18 protein-coding genes are annotated in these 20,365 nt (G+C 45.1%); 11 read left to right on the top strand and 7 right to left on the bottom strand.

The features are described from left to right. The first annotated feature begins 2 nt into the window (after positions 1-2). A complete protein-coding gene (gene kdsB / locus FNE76_RS02175; protein ID WP_120947411.1) occupies positions 3-701 on the top strand; it encodes a 3-deoxy-manno-octulosonate cytidylyltransferase in 699 nt (232 codons plus the stop codon). After that, complete coding sequence (locus tag FNE76_RS02170) at positions 695-1,651, top strand: ATPase, T2SS/T4P/T4SS family (RefSeq protein WP_120947410.1); 957 nt, start codon at positions 695-697, stop codon at positions 1,649-1,651. The genes kdsB and FNE76_RS02170 overlap by 7 nt, the downstream gene beginning before the upstream one ends. Here the strand turns inward: FNE76_RS02170 and FNE76_RS02165 are convergent. From FNE76_RS02165 to FNE76_RS02155, 3 genes are read right to left on the bottom strand one after another with little or no spacing between them, the layout of a single operon-like run. After that, positions 1,605-3,188, bottom strand: coding sequence for a mechanosensitive ion channel family protein (locus FNE76_RS02165; RefSeq protein WP_235852163.1), 1,584 nt, complete (start codon positions 3,186-3,188; stop codon positions 1,605-1,607). The two genes, FNE76_RS02170 and FNE76_RS02165, sit on opposite strands and share 47 nt — an antisense overlap. Further along, positions 3,179-4,192: a 3-dehydroquinate synthase gene (aroB, locus tag FNE76_RS02160; protein ID WP_120947408.1), complete on the bottom strand. Its 1,014-nt coding sequence runs from the start codon at positions 4,190-4,192 to the stop codon at positions 3,179-3,181. Before aroB ends, FNE76_RS02165 begins: the two co-directional genes overlap by 10 nt. Then, positions 4,192-5,613, bottom strand: coding sequence for a COG3400 family protein (locus FNE76_RS02155; RefSeq protein ID WP_120947407.1), 1,422 nt, complete (start codon positions 5,611-5,613; stop codon positions 4,192-4,194). The genes aroB and FNE76_RS02155 overlap by 1 nt, the downstream gene beginning before the upstream one ends. 54 nt (positions 5,614-5,667) lie before the next feature. On the opposite strand from FNE76_RS02155, the gene tgt reads away from it, so the two are divergent. Next, positions 5,668-6,774, top strand: coding sequence for a tRNA guanosine(34) transglycosylase Tgt (tgt, locus tag FNE76_RS02150; RefSeq protein ID WP_104641200.1), 1,107 nt, complete (start codon positions 5,668-5,670; stop codon positions 6,772-6,774). Here the strand turns inward: tgt and ftsZ are convergent. The 3 genes from ftsZ to FNE76_RS02135 are packed head-to-tail and all read right to left on the bottom strand — an operon-like array spanning position 6,771 to position 10,766. Continuing rightward, on the bottom strand, positions 6,771-7,904 hold the full coding sequence (gene ftsZ, locus FNE76_RS02145) for a cell division protein FtsZ (protein ID WP_120947406.1): 1,134 nt from the start codon (positions 7,902-7,904) through the stop codon (positions 6,771-6,773). The two genes, tgt and ftsZ, sit on opposite strands and share 4 nt — an antisense overlap. A gap of 15 nt (positions 7,905-7,919) precedes the next feature. Continuing rightward, a complete protein-coding gene (gene ftsA / locus FNE76_RS02140) occupies positions 7,920-9,302 on the bottom strand; it encodes a cell division protein FtsA (RefSeq protein ID WP_120947405.1) in 1,383 nt (460 codons plus the stop codon). A 3-nt stretch (positions 9,303-9,305) separates the two neighbouring features. Beyond that, entirely contained in the window at positions 9,306-10,766 is a 1,461-nt protein-coding gene (locus FNE76_RS02135) for a peptidylprolyl isomerase (protein WP_120947404.1), read from the bottom strand. 101 nt (positions 10,767-10,867) lie between these two features. Here FNE76_RS02135 and FNE76_RS02130 point away from each other — a divergent pair, with 101 nt between their 5' ends. From FNE76_RS02130 to FNE76_RS02095, 8 genes are all read left to right on the top strand, one after another. Beyond that, positions 10,868-12,157 carry an adenosylmethionine--8-amino-7-oxononanoate transaminase gene (locus tag FNE76_RS02130; protein ID WP_120947403.1) on the top strand — a complete coding sequence of 430 codons (1,290 nt, stop codon included), beginning with the start codon at positions 10,868-10,870 and terminating at the stop codon, positions 12,155-12,157. Positions 12,158-12,226: 69 nt separating this feature from the next. After that, entirely contained in the window at positions 12,227-12,952 is a 726-nt protein-coding gene (gene pyrH / locus FNE76_RS02125; RefSeq protein WP_006017111.1) for a UMP kinase, read from the top strand. A gap of 25 nt (positions 12,953-12,977) precedes the next feature. Beyond that, positions 12,978-13,193 carry a DNA-directed RNA polymerase subunit omega gene (locus FNE76_RS02120; protein WP_013890065.1) on the top strand — a complete coding sequence of 72 codons (216 nt, stop codon included), beginning with the start codon at positions 12,978-12,980 and terminating at the stop codon, positions 13,191-13,193. Then, the gene (locus FNE76_RS02115; protein ID WP_185962968.1) at positions 13,180-15,504 is read left to right on the top strand and encodes a RelA/SpoT family protein; all 2,325 of its coding nucleotides are present in this window, start codon (positions 13,180-13,182) and stop codon (positions 15,502-15,504) included. Before FNE76_RS02120 ends, FNE76_RS02115 begins: the two co-directional genes overlap by 14 nt. A 9-nt stretch (positions 15,505-15,513) precedes the next feature. Further along, positions 15,514-16,722, top strand: a complete 1,209-nt coding sequence (gene tyrS, locus FNE76_RS02110) for a tyrosine--tRNA ligase (RefSeq protein ID WP_120947402.1) — start codon at positions 15,514-15,516, stop codon at positions 16,720-16,722. 11 nt (positions 16,723-16,733) lie between these two features. Then, positions 16,734-17,825, top strand: a complete 1,092-nt coding sequence (locus FNE76_RS02105) for a nitronate monooxygenase (protein ID WP_120955716.1) — start codon at positions 16,734-16,736, stop codon at positions 17,823-17,825. Continuing rightward, complete coding sequence (locus FNE76_RS02100; RefSeq protein WP_120947400.1) at positions 17,825-18,901, top strand: N-acetylmuramoyl-L-alanine amidase family protein; 1,077 nt, start codon at positions 17,825-17,827, stop codon at positions 18,899-18,901. The genes FNE76_RS02105 and FNE76_RS02100 overlap by 1 nt, the downstream gene beginning before the upstream one ends. Beyond that, positions 18,867-19,688 carry a hypothetical protein gene (locus tag FNE76_RS02095; protein WP_143928356.1) on the top strand — a complete coding sequence of 274 codons (822 nt, stop codon included), beginning with the start codon at positions 18,867-18,869 and terminating at the stop codon, positions 19,686-19,688. The genes FNE76_RS02100 and FNE76_RS02095 overlap by 35 nt, the downstream gene beginning before the upstream one ends. Here FNE76_RS02095 and FNE76_RS02090 read toward each other — a convergent pair. Continuing rightward, a complete protein-coding gene (locus tag FNE76_RS02090) occupies positions 19,666-20,352 on the bottom strand; it encodes an MqnA/MqnD/SBP family protein (RefSeq protein ID WP_120947397.1) in 687 nt (228 codons plus the stop codon). The genes FNE76_RS02095 and FNE76_RS02090 overlap by 23 nt on opposite strands. Positions 20,353-20,365: the final 13 nt, after the last annotated feature.

Below are 20,365 nucleotides of genomic sequence, written 5' to 3'. Positions count from 1 at the left end.
TTATGATCATCATTCCCGCTAGATTGCAATCGGTGCGTTTCCCACGCAAATTATTAGCCACCATCCACCAAGTCCCCATGATTGTCGCCACCGCACGCAACGCCCAAAAGGTTGATGAAGTGGTGGTCGCCTGTGATGATGCGCTCTTGCTTAAAGTCTGTGAGGATTTTGCGATCCCAGCGATTTTAACGGATAAAACCCACACCAGCGGGACCGATCGTTGTGCGCAAGCCTGCCAAATCCTCCAACTAGACCCGCAAATGCCCGTTGTGAATTTACAAGGCGATGAGCCCTTTTTAGAACATGAAGTGATCGCCACTCTGCTAAAAGCCTCTCAAGATACCCCCTTCATGCACACATGCGCTAAGATCATCACCCAACAAGAAGCCAGCGACCCTAACTGGGTAAAGGTGGTTTTGGGTGATGAAAACCGCGCCCTTTATTTCTCCCGAGCACCCATTCCCTACGATCGCGATCAAAAGGGGCACCCTTTTTTAGGGCACATTGGCATTTATGGTTTCCAAGTCCATCATCTGTTGGAATTTTGTAGCTTGCCCAAAAGCCCTCTAGAGGAGATCGAAAAGCTCGAACAACTCCGGGCACTCTACCACCAAAAGCCCATCCAAGTAAGTTTGGTGCAAAGCCATAGTCTAGGGATTGACACGCCACAGGATTTAGAAAATGCCTTGAAGCGATGCTAGAGTTTAGCACCCACAAAGTCTTAAAAGCCCAAATTGACACCCTACGCCCCTATTTAGAAAGCGGGATTACTGAGCTTATTAGCAACACCCCAAAAGAGTTGTGGCTTTATCGCCTAGATGGCACGCGCGCGCGTGTCTGTGATGGGAGTTTGGATCAAGAGTTTTTATTGCGCTTTTGTGAACAATTAGCCAGCTATTACGCCCTACCCTTTGGCTTGCAAGCCCCTACGCTAAATTGCTCTTTACCCTTTAGCCGTTACCGTGTGAGTGCTAATCATTTTAGCATCACGACCAATAACCAAATTAGTCTGAATATCCGTGTGCCTAGCACACGCAAATTCGAGCTAGAGGAATTTAGCCTATTGCCCACTTGCAAGCTTGACTATGAGGGGATCAAGGCTTTAGCGCATGAAGAATATAATATTTTAATTAGTGGAGGTACGGCTAGTGGTAAAACTAGTCTGTTAAATACGTTGTTAGGTTATATACCCAAGCAAAGCCGTATTGTGAGCGTGGAGGATAGCTTGGAGTTGGATTTACGCGCCTTTGGCAATAGTGTGGGGTTATTGGTGGGTAAGGGGGAGCGGGGTTATTTTAGCTATGAAGATGCCTTGAACATGGCGATGCGCATGAGCCCGGATCGCTTGATGGTGGGTGAGATCGACACACGCAACGCCCTTTTATTTTTAAGATTTGGCAATACCGGACATAAGGGCATGATCTCTACCTTGCACGCTAATAGCGTCCATCAAGTTTTAGAGGCAATCGCCCTTAATATTGAGATGAGCCAAAAAAGCCAACTAGATTTGGCTTTGGTGGCGCGCTATTTTAAAAGTGCCATTGATGTGGTGATTCAAATGGGACAGAAGAGCCAAAAAGAAGCGTGTATCCAAGAGGTAGTTTTTACACGGGATTTTGGGGGATGGGAGAAGATGAGGGTTCTGGGCTAGGCTCTTTGGGCTCTGGGTCTTCCTCGATTTTAGGCTTGAGGCTAGCACTCACAAAAATATCTTTGGATTTTAAAAAGGCTTGTAAAACTTGCAAGGAGATAACCGAGCGCAAAGGCAAGGCATTGTAGGCATCGGCAAGATAAGAGATAAACAAACGCATCCCGTCTTTTTCAGGCATGATAAAGACTTTAGGGCTGGCATCCACATTGCGGAAGGCGTATTTGGTGCGCATTTTGCTAAATTGGGCTTGTGCCATTTGGCTATAGGTTTGCGCGCAGGTGGTGGCAATCTGTGTAGCGATCTCTACTGCCTTTTGGTGGTTGGAATCAAAGGTTAAAAAGAACTCTAGGCTATCCCAAATGGTTTTGCTCCCCAAATGGCTACAATTAGACAAAAGCCCGGTGAAGATGTAGTTATTGGGTACAAAAATAATCCGCCCCGCACGCCCATTGTTTTTAAGATAGGTCATCATGGTCACATCTTCAAAAATGGTGATGTAGAGCATGGAAATATCCAAGACATCGCCCACATAGGTATTCCCATCTTTAGAGACTTGCACGCGATCGCCCACATGCAAATTGCCCCTTAAAATCAAGGTCATCCAGCCTAAAACACTCATAAAAAGGTCGCGCATCGCAATGGCAAAACCCGCACCCATAAAACCGATAGCCGTAACAAGATAGGAGACGTTTTCTAGGTAGGAAAACAAGAAGATCAAAACAATCACATTGGCATTAACAAAGTTAATCGCCTTATTAATACTATAAGATCGTTCATCATCGTATAAATACTTGTGGCTGAGTTTTTTGAGTCCCCAAGCCAATAACACGCTACACAACGCCCCTAACAAGACATATAAAAGTTTGAAAAGCTGATCTTTGATTTGGGTTTTGATGCTTTGATCGGCTTCTTGGATGTCTTTGGCGTAAGTGTCTAGGCTGGCTTTTAAAAGACTTTGGGCATTTGAAAACTCAATGATTCTGATTTGCTCCTGGTAGAGCGGAGTCGCCCATTTTTTGGGTTGCAAGGCTTGTAATTCCTTGAGAATCTCTAATTCTTGGGCGAGTAACTCTAAGACTTGGTGCAAGCTCTTTTGATGCCCTTGCATGGTGGTGTATTTGATCTTTAAAGATTTGATAAAGGAGAGCGCACCGATGATTCCAAAAGGGCTAGTAACATTGGGCATGTTGGTGATGGTGGGTTTTTCAACCAAATCTTTAAAGGGGTGGGTTTTGTAGAGATCTAAAAGTTTCTCTTGGTGCTGGAGGGCTTGGAGGCTATGCTTAAGCGCGCTGATCTCTAAGGGGTCGCCTTTTTCCTCTTGGAGTTTCTTTAATCTCTCTTGGATTTTCTGAATCTCCACAGAAATCTTGCCATAGCTCTCAAAATTCTTAAACTTTTTGAGCCAAATATTATCGCTGGTTTCTAGCTGGTGTTGGAGATGGGAGAGTTTGGTTTGCAAATCGGCTATATTTTCTGCCTCCAGCATGCCCAAAAAAATCCCCACAACCAAAAGTCCTCTTAGCATTAACTCCATGTTTTTAAAACCTCCATAACCATGTTTTGTGGAATATCCTCTATGAGCCTAAAGTCCCCTATTCTTGTAGGCAACACAAATCTAGGGCGATCCATATTTTTTTTATCCATACATAAAATTTTGTAAAAAGCCTCTATATTGGGCACTTGGTAGTCAAAGCGCAGATCGTAAATCTCTAGCAGGGCATCAATTTGCTCGCTGGCATGTGTATCTAGTAGCCCCAATTTCACTGCTAGGGCATTGGCCATTTGCATCCCCACCGCCACCGCCTCACCATGCAAAAAGCCTTGATAGTTTTGTTCTTTCTCAATGGCATGCCCAAAGGTGTGTCCGTAATTGAGCCCCATACGCAAATGCGCTTCTTTTTCATCTTGGGCGACCACTTGTGCCTTGATCGCCACGCTTTTAGCGATGCCTAACTCTAGGTGTTGATCTAGGGGGTAGGTTCTGAGCCACTCAAAATAATCTCGATCAAAGCACACCGCTTTTTTAATCATCTCAGCAATGCCCGCTTTAAACTCCCTTGTGGGTAGAGTTTGTAAAAAATTGGGGTCAATATAAACCGCCTTGGGGGGGTGGAACGCCCCGATTAAATTTTTGCCATAGGCGTTATTAATGCCCGTCTTGCCCCCGATGCTCGCATCCACTTGGGCTAAAAGCGTGGTGGGGACAATCTCAAAGCTAATCCCCCGTTTATAAATGGCACCCGCAAAGCCCGCTAAATCGCTCACCACACCCCCACCCAAAGCCAACATGCAATCAGCACGACTCAAATTGGCCTCAAAGGCGGATTCTAAAACGCCCTCTAGGGTGGCTTGGTTTTTATGCACCTCGCCAGCGGGGATCACATGGCTAAAAACTTGAGATGCGTTGATTTTTTCTAGGAGTTTGTCTAAATACAAGGGGGCGACCACGCTATCACTCACCACCAAAACCTTACCCGTATGCGTGATTGGGGGCAAAGCACCGATATAAATGGGATAATTAAGGGTGTTGATCAACATCATTCCACCACCGGGATAAACATTTGGGGATGTGCATCACTTAAGAATGCAATCTGTTCAACTTTGGTTGAGAACATCCAAAAGAGATGGTTTTGGGCAATGCAAGATTCAAAGGGCAAAAAATGCACAACGGGGGTTTCCAGCTTGTTGAGAAAAAGCACGGGATTTCTAGTGTAAGTGCGGATCACCTTAATTTTACAGTTGTAAATATGCGAGAGATGTTCATAATTTTTAATTACTTCGGTTTTGTAGCGTTTGTCGGGGTCAAAATCGTATAAGAGCATGTCTAAATTCATCTGCCCACATACGTCAAACATCACCGAAGAGATGTCCTCATTTTGCTCCATATCTTCATTTAAAACCACCATGCTTTTTTCCACGCCTTTAAGTCCTCTAGCATTGGTTTTAAAAACCGGTGTGGCGATCTCAAAAAGAGCCCTACGCCTATGGCGGCAACTAAAAAGTTCTTTGCCCACAACGGCTAGACCAATTTTTTTTTGGCTATCAGCATGGAGCTTCTCAATAAAATGCATGCCCTTAAAATCCACCACCACGCGGATATCTTGGCATTCAATATTGCGGATTTCTTGCATGGCGATCCCATCTGTGGGGTTGAGCACTTGGATATAAAGCATGGCACTCTTGAGCTTTTCATGCAAGATGAGGGCTTGATCGATGTCGCGTTTAAGGGCGTGCGTGTCTTGCAAACCCATATCCACATACAAATAAATATCCCGCCCAAAGGGTACAGGGAATTGCCCTACATTGCTTTTAACCTGCAGATACAAACTATTGAGCGCATCGGGATTGCCCACGACCAAGAGTTGATCGCGAGGTTGAATCACCATGGAGGAATGGCTGAGGTGGAACTCGTTTTTACGATAAACACCCACGATCTTATAATCTTTTTGGCGCAACGATCCCAAGTGTCGGTAGGCAAAGACACTCCCAAAGGGCACGCCAATTTCCATCACCTCACCTTGTCCTAGCCCAAAGCCTTGTGGGACACTGGGGACATTGGGTAATTTGGCGATGAATTTTTGGGCAATAAACTGGGTGCGATCGATCACCAAGAGGCGATCGTCCTTGATGTCCTTAAATGCGTTGCTATCTTCCAAACTCAAAATCATGCGGATTTCTTTGGTTTTATTGCGGATGATTTCATAGAGCGCGCGCTGTTCTTTGACATCTTCCATCACAATCAAAATATCATTCACATTGGCATCTAAAAAGGGATAGAGCTTGTAGGCTGAGGTGGGGTCAAACAAATGCACCTCAAACGTGCTCGGCAAGCTAGCAGGCAGACAAGTTTGATCTTTGGTGATCACTAAGTAAAAATTATTGCTAAAATACTTAGAAACCACCACTTCCATAAACTTTTTGGCCACCTTGCCCTCTAAAATCAACGCAACTTTCTTCATGCCTTTTCCATGCTATGATCTCTAGCTTTATTATATAGTAAAAAAGGTGATCCAATGGATTTTTGCTTAAAGGGGCAAGAGGGGTGTGCGCGCGCGGGCACTTTGAAACTAGCACATGGCATTGTGCAAACCCCCATTTTTATGCCCGTAGGCACGCAAGCTAGCGTGAAAAGTCTAGATGCACGAGACTTACAAGTGCATTTAAAAGCCTCCATTATCTTGGGCAACACCTACCATTTATATTTGCGGCCCGGAGCCAGCGTCATTAAAAATCTAGGCGGACTGCATGGTTTTAGTGGCTTTCAAGGTAATTTTTTAACCGATAGTGGCGGATTTCAAGCATTTTCTTTACACACACACACCAAAGAGCACTCTAAGGGTATTGTCTTTAAATCCCACATTGATGGGAGCACCCATCTTTTCACCCCCCAAAAAGTCCTAGACACCCAATACGCCCTTAATAGCGATATTTGCATGGTGCTAGATGATTTGGTGGGCTTGCCCGCCCCACTTGAACGCTTAAAGTTGGCGGTGCAAAAAACCACAGAGTGGGCTAAAGAGAGCCTTACACACCATAAAAGCCACGCGGGGGCGACAAATTATATTTTTGCCATCGTGCAAGGGGGGATCAGCCATGAATTGCGTAAAATCAGTGCGCTGGATTTATGCGCTTTGGATTTTGATGGGTATGCCATTGGGGGGTTAGCCGTAGGCGAGAGTGCCCAAGAGATGTATGAAATGATCAGCTACACCACAGAGTTTTTGCCCACCCACAAACCCCGTTATTTAATGGGTGTGGGCACACCCCAAGATTTGTTAGAGGCTATCGAGCGGGGCGTGGATATGTTTGATTGTGTGATGCCCACAAGAAACGCGCGCAACGGCACGCTTTTTACTAGTTGTGGCAAAATCTCGATTAAAGCGCAAGCGCATAAAGAGAGTGAAGAGCCTTTAGATAAAAATTGCGCGTGCTACACCTGCCAGCACCACTCTAAAGCCTATTTGCACCACCTTTTTAAAGCTAGGGAATTGAGTTACTTTAGGCTAGCCAGCTTGCATAATTTGCACTTCTACTTAGAGCTAGTGCGGGGGGCTAGGGAGACGATTTTAAAGCAAGAGTTTAGCACTTACAAGCGTGCTTGGCTGGAACGCTTGGGCTAATCCTTTTGGTTGCGTAAAAAAGTGGGCTTGTCCAAATCCACACCATTAAAGGTCTCCCCACTGCTAGCCATTTTCAAATTCTCTAACGCACTCTTAGAGAGGCTAAAGGAGGGTTTGGACTCTGTCTCGTCCTTATTTTCAACGGGTTTTTCAAAACCGGTCGCCACAATGGTTACCTTGACATGATCGGTGGGCGTGTTAGTGGAGGTGCATTTCCCAAAGATAATGTCAGCATCCTCATCGGCCATCGACTCCACGATGCTAACCGAATTGGTGATCTCTAAAAGCGGATAATCTGGGTGGCATTCAAAATTAATCAACACCCCCATTGCGCCATTGATAGAAACATTGTCAAACAAGGGGGAGGCAATGGCATTCTCCACCGCCACGGTGGCGGCATTCACCCCTGTAGCTTCGCCTATGCCCATCAAAGCCAACCCGCGGTGATTCATCACCGTTTTTAAATCCGCAAAATCCACATTAATATCATTCTCTCCATAGTTAATGATCATGCTCGAGATGCCATTAACTGCCTTAGCTAAGATGTTATCCACCTCTTTAAAACTCTCTTTAATCCCCGCGTTCTTGTCAATAAAGCCGATGAGTTTTTCATTGGGGATCACCACAATCGAGTCGCTCACAGCCTTGAGTTCTTTTAAGCCCTCTTCAGCGATGCGCGCCCGCTTTCTGCCCTCAAAGCTAAAGGGTTTGGTTACCACAGAAACCGTGAGCGCACCCGAATCCTTAGCAATTTGAGCAATCACAGGGGCTGCTCCTGTGCCCGTACCCCCACCCAAGCCCGCTGAGATAAACACAATGTCCGCACCGGTTACCATGTTTTTGATCACTTCCACACACTCTTGGGCGGCTTGTTTGCCCACCTCTGGTTTCATACCAGCTCCCCTGCCCCCTGTGATCTTTTCTCCCAAGCGGATTTTATTCTTAGCCGTAGAGGACTTGAGGGCCTGTCCATCTGTGTTGGCCACAATTAACATGATGTCCTTATAAGTGCCCGTTGCTATCAAATGGGCGATCATATTTGACCCACCCCCACCCACACCGATCACGACAATCTTTGCCCCATTGGTCTCAAAGATTTCTTCTACGCCTATCTCCATTTCATTCAACATCGCCACAACCCTTCTTCAAAATAACTTAGAGCCCCATTCTCTGATTCGTTGGAAAAATCCCACTTCTTTAGGCGTTTCATAGGGATACATTATATCCTTTTTCCGCTCCTTTATCTCCTTGTTTGTCTCCCCCGTATGTTTCAAATTTGTCAAATCGGTTTCAATATAGTTACGTTCAGGCGTGTAGGTAAAAGCAGGTTGGGCATTCTGTTTGATCTCTTTGTAGCGGATTGTTTTCTCCGAGTCTTTTTCATAGTTGGTATGCCCCCCGGCTCCATATAAGATCAAGCCAATAGCCACCGAACTTGTGGGGTCTTTGAGCTCCTCAAATAAGCCACTCACCTCTATGGGTTTAGCAATGCGCACCGGGACATTCCCAAAGATTGCGGAAGCTACATGTCTAATACCCTCCATGTGAGTCATACCCCCGGTTAAAACTACGCCCCTCCCTAAGCTATCTTTGAGCTTGCTACTGATGAGGGCATTATTGAGCAAGTTAAACACCTCTAAAACACGGGTGTTGATGATCTCATGGACAAATTTTAGCGAAAAGCGGTTTTTTTTATTCTCAGCTCCTACAGCCGGGACCTCAATTTCTTGATCGCTCTCCTCAGCCATCAAGTTGCCATACTCGCGTTTGACATATTCTGCCGCACCTAGTGGCGTGTGTAGTCCAATGGCTAAATCATCCCGAATGTGTTCAGAGCCCACCGGGACATAACTATTAAAGCGCATCGAAGAGCCCTCATAGACCATGATATTACAAGTGCTCCCCCCAATATCAATACACGCCACGCCTAAAGCGCGTTCATCTTCACTCAAAGTGGCAATAGAAGCCGCATAAGCACTCAAAACGATGTTTTCAATCTTAACCCCGGCTAGCTGGATCGTGCGCCGTAAATTTTCCAAACTGCTGTGTTGCACGGTAACAATGTGGGTAAAAACCTCCAGCCTAGATCCGCTCATGCCCATCGGGTCTTCAATATTGTCCTGATTATCCAATTTGAATTGGTAGGGCAAAATATGAATCACTTCATGCCCGCTAGGGATAGCTGCATTGTGCAAGGCGGTATCCAGCGCGCGGTTGATTTCTTTCAAGGTGATCTCGTTGTTGGGCACATTGATAATCCCCGAGCTATTCACACTTTGGGTATAAGCCCCCGAAATGGACACAATCGCCTTTTCCACAAAATCCAAACCAGCCATGCGCTTGGCATCCTCAATAGCTTTTTTAACAATCTCGCCCGCTTGGCTAATATTGCTGATGCTCCCCTTACGCACACCCTCAGATTTTTGCACACTCGCTCCGATCACCTGTGGTGCGCCGTCCTTGATCTCAGCGATGATGGCGCAAATCTTGCTAGAGCCAATATCCACACCTAGTATGATCGGATTCAAGATCTACTCCTGCAGATTCTTAGAATAGAGGGTAACGGGGTATTGCGCCCTTAGCATGGACACCAGCACTCCATCAAAAGATTGTGCCTTGAGATTGCCAAAGGCTTCTTTTAAAGTATGCGTATCCTTGAGGGCGTGTTTAAAATCTTGGGCGTAAATTTGATAAAGCACCGCCTTGGGCCCCTCTAAGATCATATACCCCTGCTTGTAGGGTTGGTTAAAAATATGGCGCACCAGCTTTTTGGATTGTTCGGGACTCAAATCGTGAATCGTACCTTGAAAATCTGAGGTGATGGTGCCGATGTCCTCTCCTTGGAAGTTTTTAACCTGCTGGCTGGCTTCCTTTTCTAATTGCTCTTTTTGTTGGATCGCACCCAAAGCCACACGCACCTGAGCTTTAGCCTCCTCAAAAGTTTGGATTTGGTTACTATCTTTGGCACGCAATTTCACCACCAACCACCCGTCCTCATAATTCTGTGGCTTGAGTACTTCGCCCACCCGTAAGGTCTCTATTTTTTGGTTGATTTCCCCTGAATAGGGTAGGCTGGTCAAAGTTTTGGCGTTAAGCTTGAGGGTGTTTTTTTTGAGTGCCAAATATTTTTCTAGGGCGACCTCTTGGGCTTTGTGGAGCAAGTAGGCCTGTTGCACCTTGTCTTTAACATGTTCAAAATCCTCTAACTTACCCCCTTTGCTGTAGGCACTTCTATTTTTTTGGTAATAATCTTGTAGCTGCTGGGTTGAAATACCCGCTTTCAGTTCATCGGGCTTAACCTCTACACTCTCAAGGGTGTAGCTGGTGGGCTTCTTATAAGTGTTCTTGTGTTGCTCGTAATATTTTTTCAGATCGTCTTCTTTTAAGGCCACCGCTTGGGGTTCTAAAATCTTAATGCGCACCTTGTCTTGGAGTTGCAATGCCCATAAAAATGAGTCAAACTCTAGGGGGGTGGTGGCTTTAGGGAAGAGGGCAGAGATTTTTTGCAAGATGAGGGCATTTTTGACATTGTCTTCAAAGGCACTAGGGCGGTAGTGGTTCTCTTGAAGGATTTTTTTATACAAGTCTTCATCAAAATGCCCGTCTTTTTGGAACATACTACTCTTTTTAATTTCGGCGATAATCTCATTAGAACTCACACCCAAGCCCAAATCTAGGGCGAGATTTTTCAGCAAGGCTTGGTTAATGAGCACTTGGAGTGCGCTACGCTCTAAGCCCATCGCCTTAATTTGCTTTTCATCTAAATCTTTGAAATTGGGGATGGATTGGCTATAAGCATCTACAAGTTGCTTGTAAGCCATATCTAGCTCTTCTTGGGTGATCAAGATACGCCCGACCTTAGCCACACTCCCGCTTGCAAAAGAAAAATTATACTGCCCCCAACCAATCATACCCGCTGCCACAAAAGCAATCGTGCTGATCCAAATGGTAACCACCAAGTATTTTTTGTGCTTTTGCATCCACGCGATCAAGCCCTATCCTTTGCCCTAAAATTGCCCTAAATGTGCTATTCTAATGAAAACTGACTAAAAGCATGCTTTAATTTTAGCCTAAAAGACCGATGTAGCACTTTATGAATAATGCCAAGTGGAATACCCTAGACCTCAAATATATCTGGCATCCATGTAGCCAAATGCATGACCATGAAAGCCTGCCCCTAGTGCCCATCAAGCGGGCAGAAGGTGTCTATCTTTACGATTTTGATGGGCGTGCCTATATTGATGGCATCAGTAGTTGGTGGGTGAATCTCTTGGGGCATAGCCACCCCTATATTAACAAAAAACTCCAAGAGCAACTAGAAAGTTTAGAACATGTCTTGTTGGCAGGTTTTACCCACCCCCAAATTATCCGCCTCTCTGAACGACTTTGTGTGTTGGGCGGGTTTGAAAAATGCTTTTATGCGGATAATGGGTCTTCATGCATTGAGGTCGCCCTCAAGATGAGTTACCATGCCCACTTGCTAGAGGGGCAACATAGACCCAAATTTTTATCCTTAGAAAATGGTTACCATGGCGAAACTTTGGGGGCTTTGAGCGTGGGGGGTGTTGGGCTGTATAAGGACACCTACAAGGGGCTATTTTGCCAGCAACTACAAACCCCCGTGCCCCAAAATGATGCCGATGTTACAAATGCCCTACAAGCCCTAGAAAAGATTTTAGAAAAAGAACACAAAAATATCAGTGCTTTTGTTTTAGAACCCTTAGTTCAGTGTGCCGGGCAGATGCACTTTTATAGTGCCGACTTTGTACACCAAGCTAGCCAGATGTGCCAAGCTTTGGGCGTGCATGTGATCTTTGATGAAATTGCGGTGGGTTTTGGGCGCACGGGGACTTTATTTGCTCACCAGCAATGCCAAGTAAAACCCGATTTTCTATGCCTCTCTAAGGGGATCACGGGGGGATATTTGCCCCTAGCGGTGGTGCTCACCAAAAATGAAATTTACGATAAATTTTACGCCCCATACACAGAGAATAAAAGTTTTTTACACTCCCATAGTTATACAGGCAACGCCCTAGCCTGTGCGTGCGCCAATGCAACCCTAGACCTCTTAGAACAAGAGCAGGTTTTAGAGAAAAACAAGACCCTAAGTTTATATATCCAAGCCTGCATGCAAGATCATTTGGGGGGATTAAAGGGGGTAGCCAACCTACGCGCTCAGGGCATGATCTTTGCCTTTGAGTTGGAGGGTTGTTGCCCCTCTAAGCGCCTTAGCCTTGCCATTTTTGAAAAAGCCCTACAAAGAGGCTTGCTTGTGCGTCCTCTTAACAACACGATCTACTTAATGCCCCCCTATATTATTACTCCAGAGCAAGCCCTCATGGCAGTGCAGGCAATCCAATCCCTCGTCTTGGAGCTGGCATAACTTTTAAGCATCATTAGGGTATAATGGTGCATTTTATAGCGATTTTCTCACTAGAGCCTAAGGGAGTGCATGCAAAATAAGCAACATAAAAAGAAGCGTGTTTTGGTTAAATTTTCTGGTGAAGCCCTAGCTGGTGAGAGCCATTTTGGGATTGATATTCAGATTTTAAGCTATATTGCCAAAGAAATCAAGCAATTAGTCGAACATGGCATTGAAGTGGGAATTGTCATTGGTGGGGGGAATATCATTCGGGGTGTGAGTGCGGCTAAGGGGGGGATTATTCGGCGCACAAGTGGGGATTACATGGGCATGTTGGCCACGGTCATTAATGCGGTGGCGATGCAAGAAGCCCTAGAGCACATGGGGTTAGATGTGCGGGTGCAAAGTGCGGTTGAAATTAAGGAAGTCTGTGAAACCTACATTTACCGCAAAGCCATCCGACACTTAGAAAAAGAACGCATCGTCATCTTTGGAGCGGGCACGGGCAACCCCTTTTTCACCACCGACACAGCCGCCACGCTTAGGGCCATTGAGATTGGCGCAGATTTGATCGTTAAGGCGACCAAAGTTGATGGGATTTATGACAAAGACCCTAATAAATTTGAAGACGCTAAGAAAATCGACACCTTGAGTTATAACGATGCCTTGATTGGCAATATTGAAGTGATGGATGACACCGCTATCTCCCTAGCCAAAGACAATAAACTCCCGATCGTGGTTTGCAACATGTTTAAGAAAAATAATCTTTTGCATGTAATTAAGGATCAACAGGGTGTTTTTTCTATGGTAAAATAGAATACACTAGCCAAAAAGGACATATTTGAGAACCGAAGAAATTGTAGCCAAAGCCTTAGAAAAAGTGGATAGCGATCGTTATGTTTTATCAAACTTGATTTTTTCACGGGTCAAACAGCTAGGAGCAGGCGCGCACCCCCTAGTCCCCGTGGATACCAAGATTCACAAGCTGACAGACATCGCTATTTTAGAAATTGCTGAGGGAAAAATCAGTCTTGATCGCATTGATGGAAGATACTAAGCATGCCCCCTATGGTAGTTTGCTTGAAGTCTTAGAACTTTTAAAAGAGGTTGTTACTCCTAGCGAGGCCATCCGTGTTTTAAAGAACATCGCCCCCATCACGTCTAAGGTCGCCCAAGCTCTAGATTTAGCTACTCACTACCACACGGGACAAAAGCGCAAGGGCGGTGCTCCCTACATCACCCACCCTATCAGCGTGGCTTGTATTGTTGCCTTTTGTGAGGGCGATGAGGCGATGATCTGCGCCTCTCTCTTGCACGATGTCGTGGAAGACACGCCTTGCGAACTCTTGGAGGTCCGTGAGAAATTTGGCGAAGATGTGGCTAATTTGGTCGATGCGCTCACCAAGATCACCGAAATCCGCAAAGAGGAATTAGCATTTGACCCCCAAAACCCCCGCCTTGTGCTCTCGGCTTTGACTTTCCGCAAAATCCTCCTCAGTGCCATTAAAGACCCCCGGGCGTTGGTGGTTAAAATCAGCGACCGCTTGCACAACATCTCCACCCTAGATGCCCTCTCACGCGACAGACAAATCCGCATCTCCAAAGAAACTCTAGCTGTCTATGCACCCATTGCTAGCCGTTTGGGGATGTCCTCAATCAAAAACGAGTTAGAGGAAAAATGTTTTTATTTTATCTACCCCCAAGAGTACCAAAAAATCCGATCCTATTTGGACCAAAATAAACAATCCCTATCTTTAAAACTCAACCAGTTTGCCAGCAAATTAGAAAAGATGTTCTTTGAAGCAGGTTTTGGGGAGAGTGATTTTCAAATCGCTACCCGCATCAAACGCCCCTACTCCATTTACCTCAAAATGCAACGCAAGGGGGCGGTGAGCATTGATGAGATTTTGGATTTAATGGCGGTGCGTATCTTGCTTAAAAATCCCCTAGATTGTTATAAAATCTTAGGGATCGTGCATTTGCGTTTTAAACCCATTGTGTCGCGTTTTAAAGATTATATCGCTTTGCCTAAAGAAAATGGCTACCAGACGATCCACACGACTATTTTTGACGAGTCTAGCATTTATGAAGTGCAAATCCGCACCTTTGAAATGCACATGGCTGCTGAATATGGCAACTCTGCACATTGGAAATACAAGGCAGGGGGCACAGAACCCGATTCGCTCAAATGGCTCTATAACCTCAAATACCAAGGTCAAGACACCAAAGATAATCCTAGGGAGTTTTATGACTTGGTCCAAAGCGATCTTTACCGCGAGGACATTACGGTGTTTTCCCCACAAGGGGATACCTATACCTTGCCGGTGGGCGCGATTGTGCTAGACTTTGCCTACATGGTGCATAGCGAGTTGGGAGATAAGGCTGAAAAAGCCTTTGTGAATAACAAAAAAGCCCTACTCAACCAAGAGCTTAAAAGCGGGGATGTGGTGAAAATCATCAAGGGTAAAAAAAGTGTCCCACGCCACATTTGGATCGACCAGCTCAAAACCTCCCGTGCTAAGAGTCATTTAAAATTGCAGAGAAAAAACCAGCTCAAGGAGATCGATTCTAAAAGCATGGTCAATATTCTTAGCTCCATTTTTGAAACCCCGATTTTCAATGCCGACATGGGATCAAAAAACTACTTGAGTTTTGAAAAAAGGCTTTTGGAATGTGGCGTGGAGAACACTTTGAGCGAGGCAGCCAAGAGTGCCGATGGGTTGAAGAAATTAGTTGAAGAAATCCAAGAGAAGGTGAAGGAAGTCCCTCCCAAGAGTCGCAAAGTCCGCGAGCCCCGCCAGTTTGGCTTTTTGATGAAAAACTTGATGCAATTTAGTTTGGCTAGTCGGGTTTTACGGCTTTGGACACCCCACATCGGACTTAAAAAGTCCTACTTGGATAATTTTATTGTCTATACCAACCCGCATGTGTCCATCAAACAGGTCTTGTTTAACGATTGTTGCCACCCCAAACATGGCGATGAGATCGTAGCGATCATGCCCAATTACAAAGATCATAAGGTGATTGTGCATCATAAATTGTGCAAACAGGCGATCATCGATATTGATTTGAGCTTGCCGATGGTCTTTGTGGAGTGGAACAAGAAAAACAAAGAGATTTACAAGGGCATTTTTTACCTCGAAGACAAAAAAGGTGGGTTGCTCCAGTTGCTAAGTTTTTTAGCCAAAAATGATTGTAACATTGTGGGGATCAACTATGCAGGCTACAAAGATAGTTTTTCCTCTCATTGTGAGATTTTGTTTGAATATAATGACAAAGAGATCAGCACCTTTAAAGAGATTGTTACACGCAAATACCAAGAAAGATTAGTGGGTTTTTCAAGTTTAAAAGACGCTTATCAAGCCTAAAGGACAAACATGCAAGCACAGATCAAAGAAGCGATGGCTGACATCACTAGGGGCATGGGCGAGTGCATTGGACTAGAATACTTGCAAAACTTGGTGGAGCGTTTTTACACCACCAAACAACGCTTTTATGCCAAGGCTGGTTTTGACCCCACAGCCCCAGATTTGCACTTGGGGCATGCCGTGCTTTTAAATAAATTAGCCACCTTGCAAAGGCATGGCGCACGGGTGCAGTTTGTGATCGGGGATTTTACTGCCACCATTGGCGATCCTAGTGGTAAGAGCGAAACGAGGAAAACCCTAAGCTTTGAAGAGGTCTTGATCAATGCTAAGACCTACGAGCAACAAGTGTTTAAAATTTTAGATTCCACACTTACCGATGTGTGCTTTAATTCAAAGTGGTTACGCCCGCTGGGCGCAGATGGTTTGCTTGTATTGACTTCTAAATTTTCAGTGGCTAGAATGCTCGAAAGGGACGATTTTGAGAAACGCTATAAAGAAAATAAACCCATTAGCGTGGTGGAGTTCATGTATCCGCTCTTGCAAGGCTATGATTCAGTTGCCTTAGATTGCGACATAGAGCTTGGAGGCAATGATCAAAAGTTTAATCTCTTAGTGGGGCGGTTTTTACAGCGCGCCTATGGTCTGGACAAGGAACAAAGCGTGCTCACCATGCCCTTGTTAGAGGGTTTAGATGGGACACACAAGATGAGCAAGAGTCTAGGCAATTACATCGGCATCACAGAACCAGCAGAAAGCATGTATGCTAAACTTTTGAGCATTAGCGATGATTTGATGTGGCGTTATTACGAACTTTTGAGCGCAAAAAGTAGTGCCCAGATTGCCCAGCTTAAAAATGGCGTAGAAAAAGGGGAATTGCACCCCAAAGCCATCAAAGAAAACCTAGCCCTAGAGATCACCACCCGCTTACATACAGCCAAGCAAGCCCAACACGCTCAGGGCGAATTTGATCGCGTTTTTAGCCAAAAGCAAACCCCTAGTGATTTAGAACAAATGGCATTTGGTGCGGGGATTTGGGTTGCAGAATTGCTCAAACAGGCTAAACTAAGCCCCTCCACTTCCCAAGCACGCCGCGACATTAAAGCTAAAAGTGTCAAAATCAATCAAGAAGTGCTCTTAGATGAAAACTACCATTTTTCTCAAGGAAGTTATGTGGTGCAGGTGGGTAAGCGCCGCTTCATCCGCGCCATCATTAACTAAGCGGTAAAAACATGGCTTCTACACTAAAACCGCTCAAAATTGGCAAACACACCATCCAATACCCCATTTTTCAAGGGGGTATGGGTGTGGGGATTAGTTGGGACGAATTGGCCGGCAATGCCACTAAAGAGGGCGTTTTGGGCGTGATCTCGGCAGTGGGCACGGGCTATTATAAAAATATGCGCTTTGTGGAAAAAATGATCTCCAAAAAGCCCTTTGAAGCCCTTAACTTTTACTCCAAACAAGCCCTGAATGAAATTTTCAGAAATGCACGCAAAATCTGTGGAGCTAAACCCTTGGGAGCCAATATCTTGCACGCCATTAACGAATACGGGCGGGTGGTGCGTGATGCGTGCGAAGCGGGGGCAAATGTGATCATCACGGGGGCGGGTTTGCCCACCAACATGCCCGAATTTACCAAAGACTTCCCCCATGTGGCACTGGTGCCCATTATTTCCTCGATTAAAGCCCTGCACATCATCTGCAAACGCTGGAGTGCGCGCTACAAACGCGTTCCGGATGCGATCATTGTGGAAGGACCTTTGAGTGGGGGGCATCAAGGCTTTAAATACGAGGATTGTTTTAAAGAAGAATACCAGCTAGAAAATTTAGTCCCGGGCATTGTGGAAGCTTCTAAAGAGTGGGGGCATATCCCCATTATTGCTGCTGGGGGCATTTGGGATCGCAAGGACATCGATACCATGCTTAATTTAGGGGCTAGTGGGGTACAGATGGCGACTAGGTTTCTGGGCACTAAAGAATGCGATGCTAAAGTCTATGCCGAGATTTTGCCCTCTTTGCAAAAAGAAGACATCTTGCTAGTTAAATCCCCGGTTGGCTACCCCGCACGCGCCATTAATACTGGCGTGTTGCAACGCATTAAGGAAGGCAACGCCCCCAAGATCTCTTGCGTGAGTAATTGCGTGGGGCCTTGCAACCGGGGCGAAGAGGCTAAAAAAGTTGGCTATTGTATCGCCGATGGGCTGGGGCGTAGTTATTTGGGCAATCGCATTGAGGGGCTCTATTTTACGGGGGCAAACGGGTATCGCATTGATAAAATCATCAGTGTTCATGAGCTGGTGCAAGAATTAACACAAGACTGATGCGTTTTATTTGGCTATGTCTTGCGCTATGCTTAGGCTTAAGTGCCCATGCGCTTAAAATTACCCAAATTGTTCCTTTTGGCACTAGCAGTGTCCGCATTAGCTTTAACAAGGATTTCCACCCGAGTGCACTCAAAACAACCCACTTGAGTCCTGCCAAAGACCTTTTGGAGATCAAAGCCCAACTTTTAGGTCCTCCCAAGAGTTATCCCTTTCCCCATAACACTTTGATTAAAATTAGCAAGCATGGCAAATACACGATCAGGATATTGATCAAATTCCACAGACAAACCCCATACCAACTCAAAATCACTGCCAATCATCTTTATATCTCCCTTGCCAACAAACCCCCAGCCACTGCCAGCCTCCCATCCCCCCCACCAGAGCCAACCCCTAAGCGTTTTAAGATTGTCTTAGACCCCGGGCATGGTGGGCGTGATTGCGGGGCTATGGGGGCTAGCCATATATGTGAAAAGCACATTGTCTTGCATGTGGCCAAATACCTACAACAAGAACTTAAAGGACGCGGGTATATTGTCTATATGACCCGCCACAACGATCATTATATCGGTTTGAAGGAGCGCACCGAATTTGCCAACAACAAAGAAGCCGATTTGTTCATTTCTATCCACGCTAACTCAATCCCCAAGCATGCTACTTCTAACCCCCAAGGCGTAGAAACCTATTTTCTTTCACCCGCCCGTAGTGAAAGAGCGCGTAAAGTCGCCGAACAAGAAAACCAGGATGATGTGCGGGGTATGGATTATTTTTCAAAAATGTCCTTTTTAAACTCGCTCAACTCCCAAAGGCTCGTGATCTCTAACAAACTAGCCATTGACATCCAATTTGGTATCTTAAGTTTATTGCGCCAACATTATCAAGGTGTTGTGGATGGAGGTGTTCGGGAGGGTCCTTTTTGGGTGCTAGCCGGAGCACTCATGCCCTCTATCTTAATTGAGATTGGCTACAACTCCAACCCCAAAGAGTCTAAGCGCCTCCAAGACAAAACTTACCAACAATTTCTAGCAAAAGGGATTGCCAATGGCATCCAAAGCTTTTTTGAAAAAAACTATTGATCTCTCTATGAAAAAGCCCAACACCTATAAGTTGGTGCTCTCCTCAGTCTTTTTTGTCCTCTTTGTGATCACTGCTCTAGCCTTGATTCTCTCAGCATTCCAACGCAATTTCTCCCAACTTTTTGCCATTTTCAACGAACCCGGGCATTTTTACGCCATCTTGATCTCCATTTTTTATATCTGTGGCATTTTGATGTCCTTTGGGTATTTTATCGCCACTAGACGCAAGCACTCTTTATTTATTCCCAAATTACTAGCCCTAGCCGGCTGTGTTTTTTTTTGTTATCTCTTTTTGTTTAACCAGGTAAAGCCCAACAACGCACCCCCATTCTCTTTCTTCTTCTCTCTTTTTTTTTACCTAGCTTTTTTGGGTTTGGGGTTATGGCGTTTTTTGGCTAGATGGCATGCGCCTAGCTCCGCTTGGATCAAATATTTGATTTTTTTTGCACCCTCCATGAATGTCTGTTTGATTATACTCTTTGCCTCTAGCTTCCAACCCTATTTGCTCAAACACCATTGGCATGCATGGGTGGATTTTGCTCTTTTTGGTTTCAATCTTGCCTTTTTAATCGCCGTGTTAGCCAAAAGAAAAGAATATTTTGGAATCTACGAATATGCTAATTTATTGGTTCTCATCGCCGGCATTGTAACTTTTATGTTGAGCGCGCATGTGATCTGGCAAGTCGATCGTTACAATGATGCTAGATGGGCTTTTTATTTGTTGGGCTTTTTGGGGTGGTATGGGGAGTGGATGTATTTGAGCTTTAAAAACGGCGCACCTTCCTAATACCCTTAAAAAGAAGTTGTCTGTAAAAACAACGCAAAGAAAACTCTTCCTTAGCCCCCATTTTATAATGGATGTGTTTGAGGTAGTGTAAAATCTGTTGCCGATTAAGCTGACTCTCTTGGGCTTTTTGCTCTAAAATATAGTAGGGGATTTTTATAGGTCTCTTGTAAAAGGCATGCGCTATTTGTGTGTAAAACTCACCATGTGCTTGGTAACAAAAACGCCCAAAGACAAATGGCAAACTGGTTTTGGCATGCCAGAGCGCGGCTAAATCCACAAACTCTGCTTTTTCTTGGTAATAAAAGCGTAAAGCCTTATCCCCAATCAGCACTTGCCCCTTTAGCCCCAAAACTTGGCAGAGGGCATTCGAAGTTGCTGATTGTGTATCAATCCCTTCATCTTGTAGCACCACAAGTACACTTAAAACTTTCTTGTAGCCAATGATCGCACAGGGTGTAACTTGTTTTTTACGCCACGCTGCATAGCCGGCAATGGAGGAGATAAAGCCCGCATCTATGCGCCTAAAGAGAAAATCTTGATTGAGCTTAGCAGGATAAGTTTTTCTGTGATTTAAAAATTGTTTAAAACTTACAGGGGTCGGGTAGGCCTTGATAAAGACATCAAAGGGGAGCAAGTTCAAGTAATCAATCTTTCCAAAGCGCATTTTAAGACCTTTA

Source organism: Helicobacter mehlei, from assembly GCF_007280785.1.
Lineage (GTDB): Bacteria > Campylobacterota > Campylobacteria > Campylobacterales > Helicobacteraceae > Helicobacter > Helicobacter mehlei.
Note: the sequence above shows the minus strand (reverse complement) of the source record. Positions and strands in the feature narration are given on the sequence as shown.

Excerpts from the sequence above, each read along its gene's own strand:
- FNE76_RS02105 (WP_120955716.1), top strand. The coding sequence starts at position 16,734 with ATGGCTTCTACACTAAAACCGCTCAAAATTGGCAAACACACCATCCAA.
- FNE76_RS02115 (WP_185962968.1), top strand. The coding sequence starts at position 13,180 with ATGGAAGATACTAAGCATGCCCCCTATGGTAGTTTGCTTGAAGTCTTA.
- FNE76_RS02130 (WP_120947403.1), top strand. The coding sequence starts at position 10,868 with ATGAATAATGCCAAGTGGAATACCCTAGACCTCAAATATATCTGGCAT.
- FNE76_RS02100 (WP_120947400.1), top strand. The coding sequence starts at position 17,825 with ATGCGTTTTATTTGGCTATGTCTTGCGCTATGCTTAGGCTTAAGTGCC.
- FNE76_RS02090 (WP_120947397.1), bottom strand. The coding sequence starts at position 20,352 with ATGCGCTTTGGAAAGATTGATTACTTGAACTTGCTCCCCTTTGATGTC.
- ftsZ (WP_120947406.1), bottom strand. The coding sequence starts at position 7,904 with ATGTTGAATGAAATGGAGATAGGCGTAGAAGAAATCTTTGAGACCAAT.
- FNE76_RS02165 (WP_235852163.1), bottom strand. The coding sequence starts at position 3,188 with ATGGAGTTAATGCTAAGAGGACTTTTGGTTGTGGGGATTTTTTTGGGC.
- pyrH (WP_006017111.1), top strand. The coding sequence starts at position 12,227 with ATGCAAAATAAGCAACATAAAAAGAAGCGTGTTTTGGTTAAATTTTCT.
- tyrS (WP_120947402.1), top strand. The coding sequence starts at position 15,514 with ATGCAAGCACAGATCAAAGAAGCGATGGCTGACATCACTAGGGGCATG.
- aroB (WP_120947408.1), bottom strand. The coding sequence starts at position 4,192 with ATGTTGATCAACACCCTTAATTATCCCATTTATATCGGTGCTTTGCCC.
- kdsB (WP_120947411.1), top strand. The coding sequence starts at position 3 with ATGATCATCATTCCCGCTAGATTGCAATCGGTGCGTTTCCCACGCAAA.
- FNE76_RS02095 (WP_143928356.1), top strand. The coding sequence starts at position 18,867 with ATGGCATCCAAAGCTTTTTTGAAAAAAACTATTGATCTCTCTATGAAA.
- FNE76_RS02170 (WP_120947410.1), top strand. The coding sequence starts at position 695 with ATGCTAGAGTTTAGCACCCACAAAGTCTTAAAAGCCCAAATTGACACC.
- FNE76_RS02155 (WP_120947407.1), bottom strand. The coding sequence starts at position 5,613 with ATGAAGAAAGTTGCGTTGATTTTAGAGGGCAAGGTGGCCAAAAAGTTT.
- tgt (WP_104641200.1), top strand. The coding sequence starts at position 5,668 with ATGGATTTTTGCTTAAAGGGGCAAGAGGGGTGTGCGCGCGCGGGCACT.